At 62.0% G+C, this 12,913-nt stretch carries 15 protein-coding genes; 5 read left to right on the top strand and 10 right to left on the bottom strand.

The genetic code is table 11. The features are described from left to right. Nucleotides 1-19: 19 nt before the first annotated feature. The 9 genes from C483_RS08735 to C483_RS20425 form a co-directional block, all read right to left on the bottom strand. Complete coding sequence (locus C483_RS08735) at nt 20-1,027, bottom strand: LLM class flavin-dependent oxidoreductase (protein ID WP_006652992.1); 1,008 nt, start codon at nt 1,025-1,027, stop codon at nt 20-22. A gap of 196 nt (nt 1,028-1,223) precedes the next feature. Then, nucleotides 1,224-1,625 (bottom strand): cupredoxin domain-containing protein, encoded by a 402-nt coding sequence (locus C483_RS08730; RefSeq protein ID WP_241431492.1) that lies wholly within the window; start codon nt 1,623-1,625, stop codon nt 1,224-1,226. A 110-nt stretch (nt 1,626-1,735) separates the two neighbouring features. After that, nucleotides 1,736-3,010, bottom strand: a complete 1,275-nt coding sequence (locus tag C483_RS08725; protein ID WP_006652990.1) for a M24 family metallopeptidase — start codon at nt 3,008-3,010, stop codon at nt 1,736-1,738. A gap of 85 nt (nt 3,011-3,095) precedes the next feature. Next, nucleotides 3,096-4,256: an MFS transporter gene (locus C483_RS08720; RefSeq protein ID WP_006652989.1), complete on the bottom strand. Its 1,161-nt coding sequence runs from the start codon at nt 4,254-4,256 to the stop codon at nt 3,096-3,098. 175 nt (nt 4,257-4,431) lie between these two features. Beyond that, nucleotides 4,432-6,141 carry a thiamine pyrophosphate-binding protein gene (locus C483_RS08715; protein ID WP_006652988.1) on the bottom strand — a complete coding sequence of 570 codons (1,710 nt, stop codon included), beginning with the start codon at nt 6,139-6,141 and terminating at the stop codon, nt 4,432-4,434. A 154-nt stretch (nt 6,142-6,295) separates the two neighbouring features. After that, nucleotides 6,296-7,264, bottom strand: coding sequence for a phytoene/squalene synthase family protein (locus C483_RS08710; protein ID WP_049912520.1), 969 nt, complete (start codon nt 7,262-7,264; stop codon nt 6,296-6,298). 80 nt (nt 7,265-7,344) lie between these two features. Further along, the gene (locus C483_RS08705) at nt 7,345-8,976 is read right to left on the bottom strand and encodes a bacterio-opsin activator domain-containing protein (protein ID WP_006652986.1); all 1,632 of its coding nucleotides are present in this window, start codon (nt 8,974-8,976) and stop codon (nt 7,345-7,347) included. Between the two features lie 106 nt (nt 8,977-9,082). After that, on the bottom strand, nt 9,083-9,451 hold the full coding sequence (locus C483_RS08700) for a winged helix-turn-helix domain-containing protein (protein ID WP_006652985.1): 369 nt from the start codon (nt 9,449-9,451) through the stop codon (nt 9,083-9,085). Nucleotides 9,452-9,640: 189 nt separating this feature from the next. Then, nucleotides 9,641-9,796, bottom strand: a complete 156-nt coding sequence (locus tag C483_RS20425; RefSeq protein WP_169331423.1) for a DUF7560 family zinc ribbon protein — start codon at nt 9,794-9,796, stop codon at nt 9,641-9,643. 127 nt (nt 9,797-9,923) lie between these two features. Between C483_RS20425 and C483_RS08695 the strand changes: the two genes are divergently transcribed. Next, a complete protein-coding gene (locus tag C483_RS08695) occupies nt 9,924-10,715 on the top strand; it encodes a helix-turn-helix domain-containing protein (RefSeq protein WP_006652984.1) in 792 nt (263 codons plus the stop codon). A 123-nt stretch (nt 10,716-10,838) separates the two neighbouring features. Continuing rightward, a complete protein-coding gene (locus C483_RS08690; protein WP_006652983.1) occupies nt 10,839-11,297 on the top strand; it encodes a pyridoxamine 5'-phosphate oxidase family protein in 459 nt (152 codons plus the stop codon). Here C483_RS08690 and C483_RS21335 read toward each other — a convergent pair. Beyond that, nucleotides 11,294-11,485 carry a DUF7560 family zinc ribbon protein gene (locus tag C483_RS21335; protein WP_449289182.1) on the bottom strand — a complete coding sequence of 64 codons (192 nt, stop codon included), beginning with the start codon at nt 11,483-11,485 and terminating at the stop codon, nt 11,294-11,296. The two genes, C483_RS08690 and C483_RS21335, sit on opposite strands and share 4 nt — an antisense overlap. A gap of 318 nt (nt 11,486-11,803) precedes the next feature. Here C483_RS21335 and C483_RS08680 point away from each other — a divergent pair, with 318 nt between their 5' ends. The 3 genes from C483_RS08680 to C483_RS08670 all read left to right on the top strand — a co-directional run bounded on the left by C483_RS08680 (nt 11,804) and on the right by C483_RS08670 (nt 12,877). Beyond that, a complete protein-coding gene (locus C483_RS08680; protein ID WP_049912519.1) occupies nt 11,804-12,034 on the top strand; it encodes a DUF2249 domain-containing protein in 231 nt (76 codons plus the stop codon). A 207-nt stretch (nt 12,035-12,241) separates the two neighbouring features. Next, nucleotides 12,242-12,490, top strand: a complete 249-nt coding sequence (locus tag C483_RS08675; protein ID WP_006652980.1) for a DUF2249 domain-containing protein — start codon at nt 12,242-12,244, stop codon at nt 12,488-12,490. Nucleotides 12,491-12,607: 117 nt separating this feature from the next. Then, nucleotides 12,608-12,877: a DUF2249 domain-containing protein gene (locus C483_RS08670; RefSeq protein WP_006652979.1), complete on the top strand. Its 270-nt coding sequence runs from the start codon at nt 12,608-12,610 to the stop codon at nt 12,875-12,877. Nucleotides 12,878-12,913 lie beyond the last annotated feature (36 nt).

Here is a 12,913-nt window from a genome sequence, read left to right as displayed (position 1 = left end):
CCGTCCGTAGTGGATGACTCTACCGGAGCCGTGGCGCAACCTCCTCGCCGAGCCGACGGACGCACTCGACCATCGCATCGGTTCCGACACCCGGGTGTGCCGTCCGGAAGATAAAGTGGCTGTCGTCACCGAACGCATCACGGTAGGACTCGAGTTCCCCTGCCACCTGTTCGGGGGTGCCGAAGATAGCCTGCTCCTTTAGCTCCTGTTTTCGCTCGTCGTCGAGTTCCTCGACAGGTTCTCCCGAGAAAATCTCCTCGTAGCGACGCTGGATGTAGAAGTAGCCGTCACGCATGGTCTCCCACGCCTCCTCGCGGGAGTCGCCGACCCAGCCGTGCTGGAGGACGTAGATCGTGAACTCGCCGTCGATACCTTCTTCGTCGCGAACGCGGCGGATATCCTCGACGCGCTTTCGCACGCCCTCGACGGACAGCGAGGAGGGCGCACACCAGCCCTCCGCAGTGCGAGCGGCGCGCCGCACGGCCGGTTTGACCGCCCCGCCGAGCATGATCGGAACCGACTCGCCGGTCGGCTTCGGCGTAATCGAGACATCTGTCGGGATGTCGTGAAACTGGGACTCGTACTCGAGTGCCCCCTCGCTCCAGGCACCCTCGAGAAACGAAACGAGGTCGGCGAGGCGCTCCGCGCGCTCTTCGCGGGGGACACCGAAGACGTCGAACTCGTCGGGGTTCGACCCGATTGCGAGGCCGAGCGTGAGTCGGCCGTCCGAGAGCAGGTCGACCGTCGCGGCGTCCTCTGCGAGGTGGATCGGGTCGTACAGCGGCCCGAGTGCGACACAGCTCCCGATTTCGATCTGCTCGGTGTCGGCGGCCATCGCGCCGAGTGTCGGCATCGTCCCGGAGAGATAGCCATCCTCGGCGAAGTGGTGTTCGGAGACCCACGCGCTGTCGAGTCCGGCGGCCTCCGCCTCGCAGGTGACCGTCCGGAGTTCGTCATACAGCGCAGCCATCTCGCGGTCGTCGTTCGGTCGCCGCTGGCCGGTGAAGAGGCCGGTACCGAGCTTCATACGTGATCGTGTACGCGAACTGCCTTAACCGTTGACACGATTTGCACCCGATGTCAGTATCTTCTGCGGGGCAGCCTGGCTCGGCGCTACTCGAGTCCCAGTACCAGTCCGAACTCGAGTAGTGGGTCCGTCACAGACGATTTCATCACGTCGAAGCGAGACGTCGTCACGTCAAAATGGGGGGGTGAAATCACGGTCACTGGACGTCGATCTCGCCACGCATCGTCTCTTGATGCGGTCGGCACACGTACTCGGCCATCTCGTCAGTTACTTCGTCGATCTCGAGCGTCTCAGTTTCGCCCTCTTCCGAGTTCGTGTCAGTCTCGTACTCGCCGACGACCTCGTCGTCTTCGTCGACGATTTCGAGGTTGTGCTCTGCTCCGTCCATGTTCTCGAAGGTAATCTCGTAGGCATCACCCTCGGTGAGGATCAGGGTTGGATTCTCCTCGTCTTCGATCTCCTCAGGCTCGACACCGACCCAGCCCTCGGTCAGTCCGTCGAACATAATCTCCGTCTCTGCTTCGATTGGGTCGTCGTCCTGTGCGCTCACAGTGGTCCCGAGGAACCCGATAGCGAGCGTTCCACCGGTCAGTTGCAAGATTCTTCGCCGCGTACTCTCTCGGATCATCAGTGTTCTCTGGCTACCCGAGAGAACTTAACTAATTCATCAGATTTGTCGTACTGATCAAACGCCCTGAACTGCTTCGATCAGTGGTCGATGACCGTAATCTCCTCGACCGGCCACTGGCTTAAAATTTCGACGCCGTTCTCGCGGACGACGACCATCTCCTCGACGCGGACCCCCTGCCTGTCCGCCGGCTGCATCGTCTCGACGGCCATCGTCATTCCCTCCTCGATCTCGATCGGGTGGTCCGGTGAGAGTCCGCGCCAGATCAGCGGCACCTCGTAGAGCTGGAGGCCAAGGCCGTGCGCCCAGTGATTCGTCGTCATCTCCCAGAACTCGTCGGCGTCGTACCAGTCCATATGCTCCCCCTCCTCGTCCGGGAACGCCTGGCAGATCTCGTCGGTCGTCGCGCCGGGCTCGATGCACTCGAGTACGTTGTACAGATCGTCCCGTGCTTTCTCGTAGGCATCCTGTTGTGCCTGCGTCGGCTGGCCGATCGAGAAGGTTCGGTAGTAACACGACCGGTAGCCGAGGTAGCCGATGTTGTAGAAGTCGGCGTAGACGAGGTCGCCCGGACGGATCGCCCGGTCGGTGGTGTTCGCCTGATGCTTGGGCCACGTGTTCGGCCCCGAGGTGACGTAGCCACCGCCGACGAACGCGCCGTGACGCCAGAGTTCGCGCACGGCTTCACCCCAGACCTCGGTTTCGCGCATCCCTGGCTTGGCGGACTCTTTGATCGTCTGAAAGCCCGCTTCGCAGATCGAGGCAACCATCCGTAAACACTCGATCTCGTCTTCGGTTTTGATCTTCCGGGCGTCCTCCATCACGGCCTGTGCGGTGCCGACGTCGACAGTGACGCCACGGTCCTCGAACGCCGAGACGAGGCTTCGGTTGCCGATGTCGATCCCGAGCGTCTCGTCGGCGACGCCGTACTCTTCCATCGCGTCGTGGACGGTTTCGGCCATCTTTGATCGCAGGAACTTGCGGGCCGAGGCGCTGCCGGACGCCCGCGGGACGTTGCCGAGCCCTGGACAGGCATAGCGGATATCGTGAAGCCACGGGCAGTTGAACCGCTGGTTGCTCGCGTGGTCTGCGGTGTCCCAGTGGACGATGTCACCGTTTTCGGTAAGGAGGGTGTAGTGGTCCGCGCCGCTGCCGCCGGTCATCGCTAGCCCGGTCACGTAGCGAATGTTCGGATCCGAGACGAGGAGCATGGCCCCAAGGTCGGTCTCCTGGAGGCGCTCGAGCGCCTTCGCTTTGCGCTCCTCGCGGAGTCGCTGGGTATCGATGCGCTGCTCCCAGTCGACGGCCTGCGTTCCCCGGGTACCCTCCATAAACTGCCGGTCGTCAAACGACATGGATAGGTATCGCATTCACGCTGGGCGACATAAATCCCAGCGCCGGTCTGCGTCGCTATCGTGTTTTGGTGACGAGAGGTGCCAGTTACGTCGGTAGCCGTCCCATCCGCTCGAGGACGGTGAGAACGACGATCAAGGCACCGAGCAAGAGTGCCCCGCCGGTGAACACCGTATCGTAGGAGTAGCCCTGCTCGATGAGCGTTCCGACGGCCGAGGAGCCAAGCGCCTGCGTCGCCATCCAGAGTGAACTAAACACGGCGTAGGCGCTTCCGCGCGTCGAGTCCGGAAGGTTGTCGAGCATGAACGTATCCACCGCGGGAAACAGCGAGTGGATGACGAAGCCGACGATCACGGAGACGACGATCAACCCGATCAGGCTCTCGACCATCGTCAGGACGATCACGCTCGCGGCGAAGACGCCGACGATACCGAGCAGGTACGGAACCTGCGGAAGCCTGTCGGCGAAGTCACCACCGAAGTAGAAGGCAGGGACGCCAGTGGCGAAGACGATTGTGAGCATCAGCCCGGCTGCACGGTCCGAGAGCCCCTTCGACTGGATCATGTACAGTTCGTAGAAGTTGAACAGGCCTTGCCAGACGAACACCGCGAAGCCGACGATGGCGAGCGCGGTGGCGATGAGTCGCCACTCTGAGAGCGCGCCGGCGACGAAGTTGCGATCCGCCTGTCCCGCGCTCGGCATTTCTGTTTCTCTGGCGACGAACCACGTATAGACCGTGATGACGGCAGCACCGGCGGCGATCGCCCACAGCGAGAGTCGCCAGTCGACGAACAGCGTAAGCGCAACGAACGGCGCAGCGACGACGGCCGCGATCTGGTTCGCAGCGCCGTGGATTCCCATCACCCGACCGATCCGCTCCGGGTACAGCTCGCTCAGCAGTGGGTTCGCCGAGACGAAGTAGACGCCCGAGGCGATTCCCATAAAGAACGCGCCGATCATCAGGTGTTCAACGGTCGTTGCCGTCGCAGCAATCGCGGACGACACCGCGAGAATCGAGCCGGAACTAATCACGACGTAATGTCTGGGAACCTTGGTGAGAATCCAACCGGTCGGCAACCGCGGGGCCGCACTCCCGATCCAGGCGAGCGTGACGATGAGCCCTGCGGTCGCCTCGCCGATACCGAACTCGCTGATAAAGACATTGAGAAGGGGCGCAAAGACGATTCTGGCGAGGTTGATGAAGAAGACGAGAACACACAGCGAGGTGAAGAGACGGGCCCTGCCCATAGCCCGTATTTCAGACCGTGAATCTCAAGGCTTCCGGAACAGTTCTCGTTTGCCTACATGTGGTTCTCACACACGCTGATGCCGAGTGGCGTAGTGCAACACCGATTGTCATAGTGGCCGGTCAGGGGAACTCACACTCACACTCACACTCACACTCACACTCACACTCACACACTCACTCGTGCAACCCGCCGACCGACTCGTAGAACGACGACGACAGCGTTTCCGCCATGTCCTCCTCGCGATCGATTCGGACATCGATCACGTGTGGCACGTCCGCCGCCTTGGCGGACTCGAGTACCCCCGCCAGCTCACTGGGCTCGGTTACCCGCTTGCCGACGGCACCGAAGGCCTCAGCGATGCGGACGAAATCGGTATCGTGGAACTCGACGCCGGCGATATCGCCGTCTTCGTGTTGCATCTGGCGGACCATCCCGAGGCTGGTGTCGTTCAGGACGACGAACGTGGGCGCGACGCCGTACTCGACGGCGGTTTCGACGCTGTTCATCGTCATCGAGAAGCCGCCGTCGCCGGCGACGGCGATGACGTCTGTTTCGTCGTCGGTTGCGAGCGCCGCGGACACCGCAGCGGGGTTCGCCCAGCCCATGCCGCCGACGCCGCCGCTGCCGAAGTAGGTTCGGACGGCCGGCGTCTGGAGGTAGTACAGCAGCCAGAAGCGGTTGTTCCCCGAGTCGGCGGTGACGATGGTGTCCTCGTCGACGGCTGACTGGATGGCTTTCGCGGCGCGCTGGGGCTTGATCGGTGCCGAATCGTCCGTACACTCGGGTGCGTCGAACCACTCGCGAGCCTCGGCGGCGCGCTCGAGTGCCCACCCGTTCGACGGCCCTCCCGAACCTGCCTCGGCGAGCATCGCAAGCGTCTCGGCGGCGTCGCCGATCAGGCCGACGTCCGCGGGGTAGACCCAGCCAGCGTTCCGCGTGTCGATATCGGCGTGGACGATCGTTTGCTCGTCGGGGCGGATGAACTCGGGGGCCTGCCAGTTGGTGTCCATCGGGTTCAGCCGGCAGCCGACGACCAGCAGCGTGTCGGCCTCGCTGACGACGCGGTTTGCCCCCTCGTGGCCGAAGGAGCCGATAACGCCCGCCGCACGCTCGTCGGTTTCGGGGTACGTCGACTTGCCGAGATAGGACGTGACGACCGCACAATCGTACGTCTCGGCGACCGCCGCGAGTTCGTCGTAGGCCTGTGCGGCGTGGACGCCGTTGCCCGCAACAATCACTGGCCGCTCGGCGGACTCGAGTACGTCCACTGCGGACGCGACATCGGACGCGGTCGGGGCGGCGTTCCACGTTCGTGCCTGCGCCGCTGCGTCCCAGGCTCTAGGTGTTGGGTTCTCGGGAACCTCGGCGGTGATCGCGTTACCGTCGAGCACGACCGCCGTCGGGCCGGGACGGCCCGCGACGGCGTGCTTGAACGCCAGTTGCGTCGAGCGGATCGTTTCGACCGGTGTCCGCGGGAACCACCACTCCTTGCTCACGCCGTCGAGGATATCCGGGAGGCTGAAGCCACCGTAGTCACCCCGGGCCTGCTGGTACGGTGCAAGTGTCGAGTACTCGCCGCGCTCGGAGGCTTCGGTGAGAACGACCATCGGCGAGGAGGCGAGTCGGGCCTCCATCTGGCCGATCATGCCGATACTGCCGATCCACGGCCCCTGCCCGGTGAGGACGCCGGGAGCGCCGGTGAGACGGCCGTACATCTCGGCCATTACGCTCGCCTCGCGCTCGTCTCGCGGCCGAACGAGGTCGATTTCGGCGTCGGGGACCGCCTCGAACAGTTCGATTACGCGGCCGCCGGGATAGCCGAAGACGTACTCGACGCCGAGGTCCTCGAGTGTCTCGACGAGTGTGGCTGCTGTGGACGTCATCTAGAACGGTTGTCCATTCCACCGCTCTTTGTTCTACCGGTGTGGTAGCGAATGCCACAGTGGCATCGTTGTGGATCGCTGGCACCACACCGGATTTCCGGTGAATATATCGGTTATACGTCGGTATCAGCGCCAACAGACGGGAATCAGAGCGTCACTGCGTCGGCACACCGCCACCGTGACCCGACCTTCGCGAGTCCGTCTCGCCGTCCGCAACTGGGACCGCAGACACCCGTCGGAACACCGCTTCCGGGTCGCGGTTCCAGTGCCAGTGCCACCGCGTCCGGACGAGACACCGCAGTTTGCGGGCCGTCGACAGCGACGGGGCCGACGTGAGTACGTCGTACTCCTGGGCGCGGATAATCGCGTGATGTTCCGCATAAAGGACCGCAGCGAGCAACACCGGCAACTGGCAGTCATCGGGAAGATACTGAATGCCAGCAACCCCCTCACGGTATCGTTCCTCTGCACGCTGGAGTTCGTCCCGCATCACCGACTCGAACGAGTGGCTGTGCTCGAGACGTTCGATCTGGGCCTCGGAGACGCCGTGCTTCTCGAGTGTCCGCTGTGGCAGATAGATCCGATCGCGTTCGACGATATCCTCGCGAACATCGCGCAGAAAGTTCGTCAACTGGAACGCCTCGCCGAGCGCGATGGCGTGCGGAAGTGCGGCGTCCTCCAGTTCGGGCTCCATGTCCATGATCGCAGTCATCATCACGCCGACTGCTGCTGCGGAGCCGCGCATGTACGACTCGAGTTCCTCGTACGTCTCGTACCGGCTCGTGGTGATATCCGAGGCCATCGCGTCGATGAAGACGTCGACCTCTTCGTCCGCGATCTCGGCTGCGTCTTTCAACTCAGCAAAGGCCGCGAGAACGGGATCCGAAGCGTCGGCGTCGCCGAGCGCCTGCGCGCGGAGGGACTCGAGTTCGGTGCGTTGCTCTGCCGGCGGCATCCCGGCGGCGTCGTCGACGACCTCGTCTGCGATGCGAAAGAATCCGTAGAGGACGTGCGTTGCGTGTCGAACACGTGAGGGGAGGAACCTGGTCGCGAGGTAGAACGTCTTCCCGGTTTGCTTCTGGATCGCCTTCGCCTTGTCCGAGTCGATGTGGCCCTGGTGCAGGTGCATTCTCTCTCCGCTGACGCAACGGGGTCGTCAGGTGACAGGTCTAGCCGAGAGAGAGATAAAACAGCTGACCCACACTAGTGTGGTCCCGGCTCTGGTTCGCCCTCGAACAGTTCGTCGAGGAGTTTCTGCTGGGCCAGTCGCAAGTGCTGGTGGTAGGTCGACCGCGAGATGTCCATCGACTCGGCGAGTTCCTCGCCGGAGATACTGCGAGGCCACTCGAAGTACTCCGCGTAGTAGGCCTTCCGAAGCGCCATCCGCTGGCGCTCGGTGAGCGACGACTCGAGTGTGGACATGAGATCCTGGGCCGTCTGGGCCGGTCGCTCGACTTCCTGGTAGCTGATCAGTTCGACCTGCTCGAAGTGGTCGACCAGGTAGTCGTACATCGACCGTCCCGACTGCGCGTTGGGCAGTTCGAGCGCCATGTCGGCGACGCCGCTCCCCGTCTCGAGGTGGCGAATCACTGCCCCGTGCTCCGCGAGCGTCGACACGAAGCCGCCGTTACTGTCGAGCGTCAACTCGAGTAGCGTTCCGTCGTCAGTCGTCGAGAGCACCGTCGCATCGGTGATCCCGTCACTGTCGGCTGCCGTCACCGCAACGTCTTCGGGACGGTCGACGTGAACGAACGCGAGCGGCGTCCCGTCGCCGTCGTAGGCGACTCCGCGGAAGGTAACCGTCGCGGCGAGGTCGCCGGCCAGTGCAGTGGCGAACAGCGAGGAGTCCTCGATCGCCAACTCGAGTTCGACGACGGCCTCGGTTGTCAGCATTCGACGGGTCTCGAGTGCGTTGATCGCGGTCGCGATCGTGCCGGCCAGCGACTCAAGGACGAGCACGTCACGGTCTGCGAACGCGTCCGCCTCCGCGGCGAAGACGACGAGCACGCCGTAGGTGACCTCGCCGTAGGCGATGGGCACCGCAGCCACGGCGTCGACGTACTCGCCCGCTGCGATCGGCCACCACTGCTCGGCCACCTCGACGGAGTCGAGATCACTGATGATGCGAGAGTCACCCGTCTCGAGTGCCTCGACTGCCGGATGGCTCTCGTCCTGGCCGAGCGTGAGCTGGTCGTTCTCGAGTGGGACCTCGTCTCGGCTGGCCCACTCGCTTGGCGTAATCGTGCGGCTCGTTACGTCGACGCGGCCGATCCAGGCGAGTTCGTAGGGAGATTCCTCGGCGAGTCGCCTGCAGACGCGTCGTTCGATCTCGGTGCGAGTGCCGGCGGTGACGGCTGCGTCGGTGACGTCTCTGATCAGTCCGTCGACTCGTTCGAGGACATCCGCGAGTGCCTGCCGTTCGGCGCGGACGCGGGCCGCCGACTCCTCGGCGTCGATTTCGGCCAGCTTCCGATCCGTAATATCGAGGTGAACGACGACGACGTGACGTTCGCCGTCGACGGTGAACTGCCGCGCCCACATCGAGAACCATCGCTTTTCCTCGGGCGAGTGACACGGATACTCCATCACAAACGTCTGCTGCTCGCCCGCGAGAAGGCTTTCGAGTCCGTCGACTGCGCGCACTGCGTGTTCGTCATCAGTGGTCGACGCGGCGGCGAGGTAGTCGACGCCGACGTGGTCCGACGGCTGCTCGTCCGGGCCGAACGTCTGCCACTCCTCGTTCGTCAACAGGATCTCGCCATCGCCCCCAAGAACAGCGACCGTAACCGGCAACGTCTCGAGTGTCGCTGCCGCCAGTTCGTTCCTGGTTGACATCGGTGAGAGGTAGGAAGAGCGCCCCCTTAACGAGCGCGAAAGTCATGGATTCGTAACTACAGTCTGTTTCCAACGGAAACGAATTGTGTGCTGGCTCGGCTGTTAGTTACTGTCTGAGTTCGACCGCAATCCCGTCGTCCATTTCGATAGCGATGTTGATCGCGCCGAGTCGCTGTGTGTACTCGCTGACGTGCTGACCGGAGCGCCGAATCCGAAGCTGTTCCTCGAGGACGCCTGCCTCGGTAAGGAGATCGAGCTTGCGGTAGGTCGTTGAGAGTGGGACGTCACAGCGGTCGGACACCTCGCTTGCCGAAAGGTAGTCGTCGGTGTCGCTGATCGTTTCGAGAATCGTTCGGCAGTCAGTGTCGGTAAGGATCGAGAGGAGTTTGTCGGCGTCGCCGTCGGCGGCGAGTCTGTCATCGGTGTGGTCGGTAGGTGCGGTTCGGTGTGACGTCGCCTGCATCGAGTGGCTCATACTACTGTATAGTCGCGGGGAACCAACCAGTGTGAACCACAGATATGGTGGGGCCTTTATAAGCAACGTCGGGAATCGGTGAACGCGCGACCGATCAAGGGGGGACAGAACTGACTGGAAAGCTACCGAAGAGACGTATACGAACAGTCCACAACGCTACAGGTCGGTGTGACTCCCGCTGCAATGCAACTATTCGTCACAGGCAGTATCGAACGCGCTCTGCGTGACTGACGCCCCACAGATAACGCACCCATTTTCGACGAGGGCCTCCCGCATGGAAGCGTTGACTGTAATGGACTGAGTACACTCCGGGCAGACGAAGGTGTAGTCCTCACAGGTGCTCATTGGTAGTTGCTGAGACGCCGTGTGCTAATAAGTTCCCATCTCTTGTACTGCTCACTGAGAAGCCTCCGGACAGGCGGGACCGAACCGTACGTTCAAGATACCGGAGAACAAAGCACTGTCAACACGTATGTCGTCTGGAATCCGTGCGACCGTGTCGTTCGAGACGCCGGTCGGATGCCCGATTGCAGCCTTCTCGAGACGCACGGAGACGACGATCGACCAGCTCTCGACGACCGTTACACAACCATCAGACGACCAGAGTACGACCGAGTTTCTGGCGAAGACCGACGTGTCGGTTGCGACGCTCGTCGATGAACACCACGAACCCGAACGAAGCGGACACCACGATACAGGCGAAAACACGGCCGACGGAAACGCCGACGCCGGTGTTAGCACGCAGCAATCGCAGTCAGCCACACCAGCGGACACCCCTCTGGCTACCGAATCAGTGTTCGGTCCAGTGTTCTCCTACGGCGAGACAAACCTCTACCGCTGGGTTCGTGATGAGGATCGGAACAATCCATGCCCGTGTGTCTGTCTCGGCTCGTTCGGCTGTCCCGTCCACCGCTACACCGTCGACGAGGGCACCGTTACACTCGTCTTCCACGCAACCGATTTCGAGCAACTACAGACGATCATGAACGAGTTCCGGGACCGATTCCCGGACGTCGACGTCAAACGCCTGCTCCAGCCCCCACTCGAGGGGACCCCGGAAGAACGGGTGTTCGTCAATCGGGGAAAACTCACGGATCGGCAACAGGAGGTACTCGAGACGGCCTACCAGATGGGCTACTTCGAGCGGCCGAAGGGAGCGAACGCCACGGAGGTCGCAGCCGAACTCGAAATTACGCAGTCGACGGCAACTGAACATCTGAGCGCGGCCCAGCGCAAGATTTTCGGGGACGTACTCGGGCAGTGAGTCGCTGTGCTGGCGTCTCGCACCGATACACCACCGTAACGACCGGAAACCGGAACGGGAACAGAATCGGAAACTGGAACGGAACTGGTTTACTGTCGCACACACATCTCTCAGCGTACGACTATGGCACTCGCCGAGGAAACCGAAATGACGGAGGCAGAGATCGATGCCTTTCTCAGCCGTCACGAAACAGGCGTGCTCGCGCTCGCTGACTCGGGAACGCCGTACGCGATCCCGATTTCGTACGGCTACGACACCGAAAGCGCAACGTTCTATATGCGACTCGTATCGACACCCGAAAGCGAAAAACGACAGTTCCTCGAGTCGTCACCACGCGTCCGCCTCGTCGTTTACGAGGAAGCCGACGAGGGACAGACGTATCAGAGCGTCGTCGCTGTCGGAACGATCGACGAAATCGACCCCGAAGATCTTACGGCAGCACATATCGAACAGTATGGCAGGGCGAAGCGGCCGCTGTTCGAGATCTGGGGGCAATCGAAGCCAGACCTCAACATCCAGCTCTACGAGTTCGAGCCGGCGGACCTGAGCGGCCGCCGAACCGAAATCAAACGCGACGATTAGTGGTCTGGCGGCGGTGTATCCGCAGCGCGACGCAGACACGCTGCAGTCGCTCCGGAGCCACAGATCGGACAGCCGTGTCTCATGATCGCTGTTGCGACAGACTCGTCGATCTCGATCTGGTGGTGACATGCATCGCAGGTGAACACGAACTGCGGTCGTAACGAAGCCGTCTGTTGTCGGTGTGCCATTGATTCTGGCTGTGAGAGAGTGTCGTTGTCTGGCATCAGTTGATCCCTACTGGAAAAGACACGCCCAACCACCACGAACTAACAGCCACTATATGGTGGGTATTCATGACACGGTCAATGGACAACACAGATCAATTGGGCACAATTGGGCAGATCGAGCGTCGTTGAACGGGTTCCCGGTCCAGTCTCGGTATGGATCGAATGTGAGTCTGAGAGGGGTGTGGGTATGAATACAAACCGGAGGATGAGACAGGTATGAGTACATCGAGGAATATGATCGGGACAACCACTACCGGTCACGACTACGTCGCTCTCACTATGACCGCCACTGACAGTGAACACGTACTCGACGTCCGCGAAATCGACGGCGAACCATTCGGCGATATCATGGCCGCACTCGAGTCCCTCGATCGCTCGGAGACGCTGTTGTTGCTCACTAGTTTCGAGCCCGAGCCGTTGTACGGGGTACTCGAGCAGCGCGGGTTCACGTACGAGACGACACAGACAAGCGAACGGTGGGAGATTCGGATCGAACACGCAGAAGAGTAGTGTAGCGATGGATGGCTGACGGAGACGACTCTGTTGACGTTGCGTTCGTTTTGACGTTACGTCCGTTTGTCACCCTTACCGCCGGCTACGACGACGTGGGCCGACTGGCGGTATCGAGTCGTCGAATGAGTGCGATCCGGTGCCTGAGTTGGAGTCGAACATATTCGCCTCAACTGCCATACGGCTGACGGGCCGAGAGTACCGTGTATGACGACACTGGACGTCCGTTCGATCCCACCGGTCGATCGCCATCCGAAGATTCACGACGCGTTCGAGGCACTCGAGCCGGGTGAGACGCTGACGATCATCAACGATCACGAGCCGAAACCTCTGTTCTACGAGTTTCAGGCGGAGGTGTCGGCGTTCGACGCCGACAGCTACGCTGTCGAACGCGCTGCCGACGAGAAGTTCGTCGCGGAGTTTCCCAAGCGGGCAACGACAGAGGCGGACGACTAACCAGACTGGACACTAGCACCCACAGACCCCACAACCTGCGGGATAGACGGGACAGCACGGCGAGCTGACCACCGTGTCGACCCAGACCCACCACGGAATCGAGTTCGATCGTTGCAGATGGCATCCACACAGTCACTCCTCGAACAAACTGACGCACCGACGGATCGGCCACGAGCGGAACTCGACGTTCGATCACTCGGGCCGCCCGGACCACTACAGCGAACGCTCGAACAGTTGGCGTCGCTTGACGACGAGGCGGTACTGGTCCAGCGAAACGACCGCGCACCGCAGTTCCTCTATCCGAAGCTCGAGGACCGCGGCTACGTCTACAAAACTGTCGAACAGGCGAACGAGATCGCAACCGTCATCTGGCGACCGTCGCCGTAGCCGGCACTCATTTTTTGCTGAAACCGATACCGAACA

It is taken from the genome of Natrialba hulunbeirensis JCM 10989 (assembly GCF_000337575.1).
GTDB classification, from domain to species: domain Archaea; phylum Halobacteriota; class Halobacteria; order Halobacteriales; family Natrialbaceae; genus Natrialba; species Natrialba hulunbeirensis.
Note: the sequence above shows the minus strand (reverse complement) of the source record. Positions and strands in the feature narration are given on the sequence as shown.

Bases quoted from the DNA above. Each gene is read 5' to 3' on its own strand.
- C483_RS08690 (WP_006652983.1), top strand. From the start codon at position 10,839: ATGGCACTCGCCGAGGAAACCGAAATGACGGAGGCAGAGATCGATGCC.
- C483_RS08715 (WP_006652988.1), bottom strand. From the start codon at position 6,141: ATGACGTCCACAGCAGCCACACTCGTCGAGACACTCGAGGACCTCGGC.
- C483_RS08695 (WP_006652984.1), top strand. From the start codon at position 9,924: ATGTCGTCTGGAATCCGTGCGACCGTGTCGTTCGAGACGCCGGTCGGA.
- C483_RS08725 (WP_006652990.1), bottom strand. From the start codon at position 3,010: ATGTCGTTTGACGACCGGCAGTTTATGGAGGGTACCCGGGGAACGCAG.
- C483_RS20425 (WP_169331423.1), bottom strand. From the start codon at position 9,796: ATGAGCACCTGTGAGGACTACACCTTCGTCTGCCCGGAGTGTACTCAG.
- C483_RS08670 (WP_006652979.1), top strand. From the start codon at position 12,608: ATGGCATCCACACAGTCACTCCTCGAACAAACTGACGCACCGACGGAT.
- C483_RS21335 (WP_449289182.1), bottom strand. From the start codon at position 11,485: ATGGCACACCGACAACAGACGGCTTCGTTACGACCGCAGTTCGTGTTC.
- C483_RS08680 (WP_049912519.1), top strand. From the start codon at position 11,804: ATGACCGCCACTGACAGTGAACACGTACTCGACGTCCGCGAAATCGAC.
- C483_RS08700 (WP_006652985.1), bottom strand. From the start codon at position 9,451: ATGAGCCACTCGATGCAGGCGACGTCACACCGAACCGCACCTACCGAC.
- C483_RS08705 (WP_006652986.1), bottom strand. From the start codon at position 8,976: ATGTCAACCAGGAACGAACTGGCGGCAGCGACACTCGAGACGTTGCCG.
- C483_RS08720 (WP_006652989.1), bottom strand. From the start codon at position 4,256: ATGGGCAGGGCCCGTCTCTTCACCTCGCTGTGTGTTCTCGTCTTCTTC.
- C483_RS08675 (WP_006652980.1), top strand. From the start codon at position 12,242: ATGACGACACTGGACGTCCGTTCGATCCCACCGGTCGATCGCCATCCG.
- C483_RS08735 (WP_006652992.1), bottom strand. From the start codon at position 1,027: ATGAAGCTCGGTACCGGCCTCTTCACCGGCCAGCGGCGACCGAACGAC.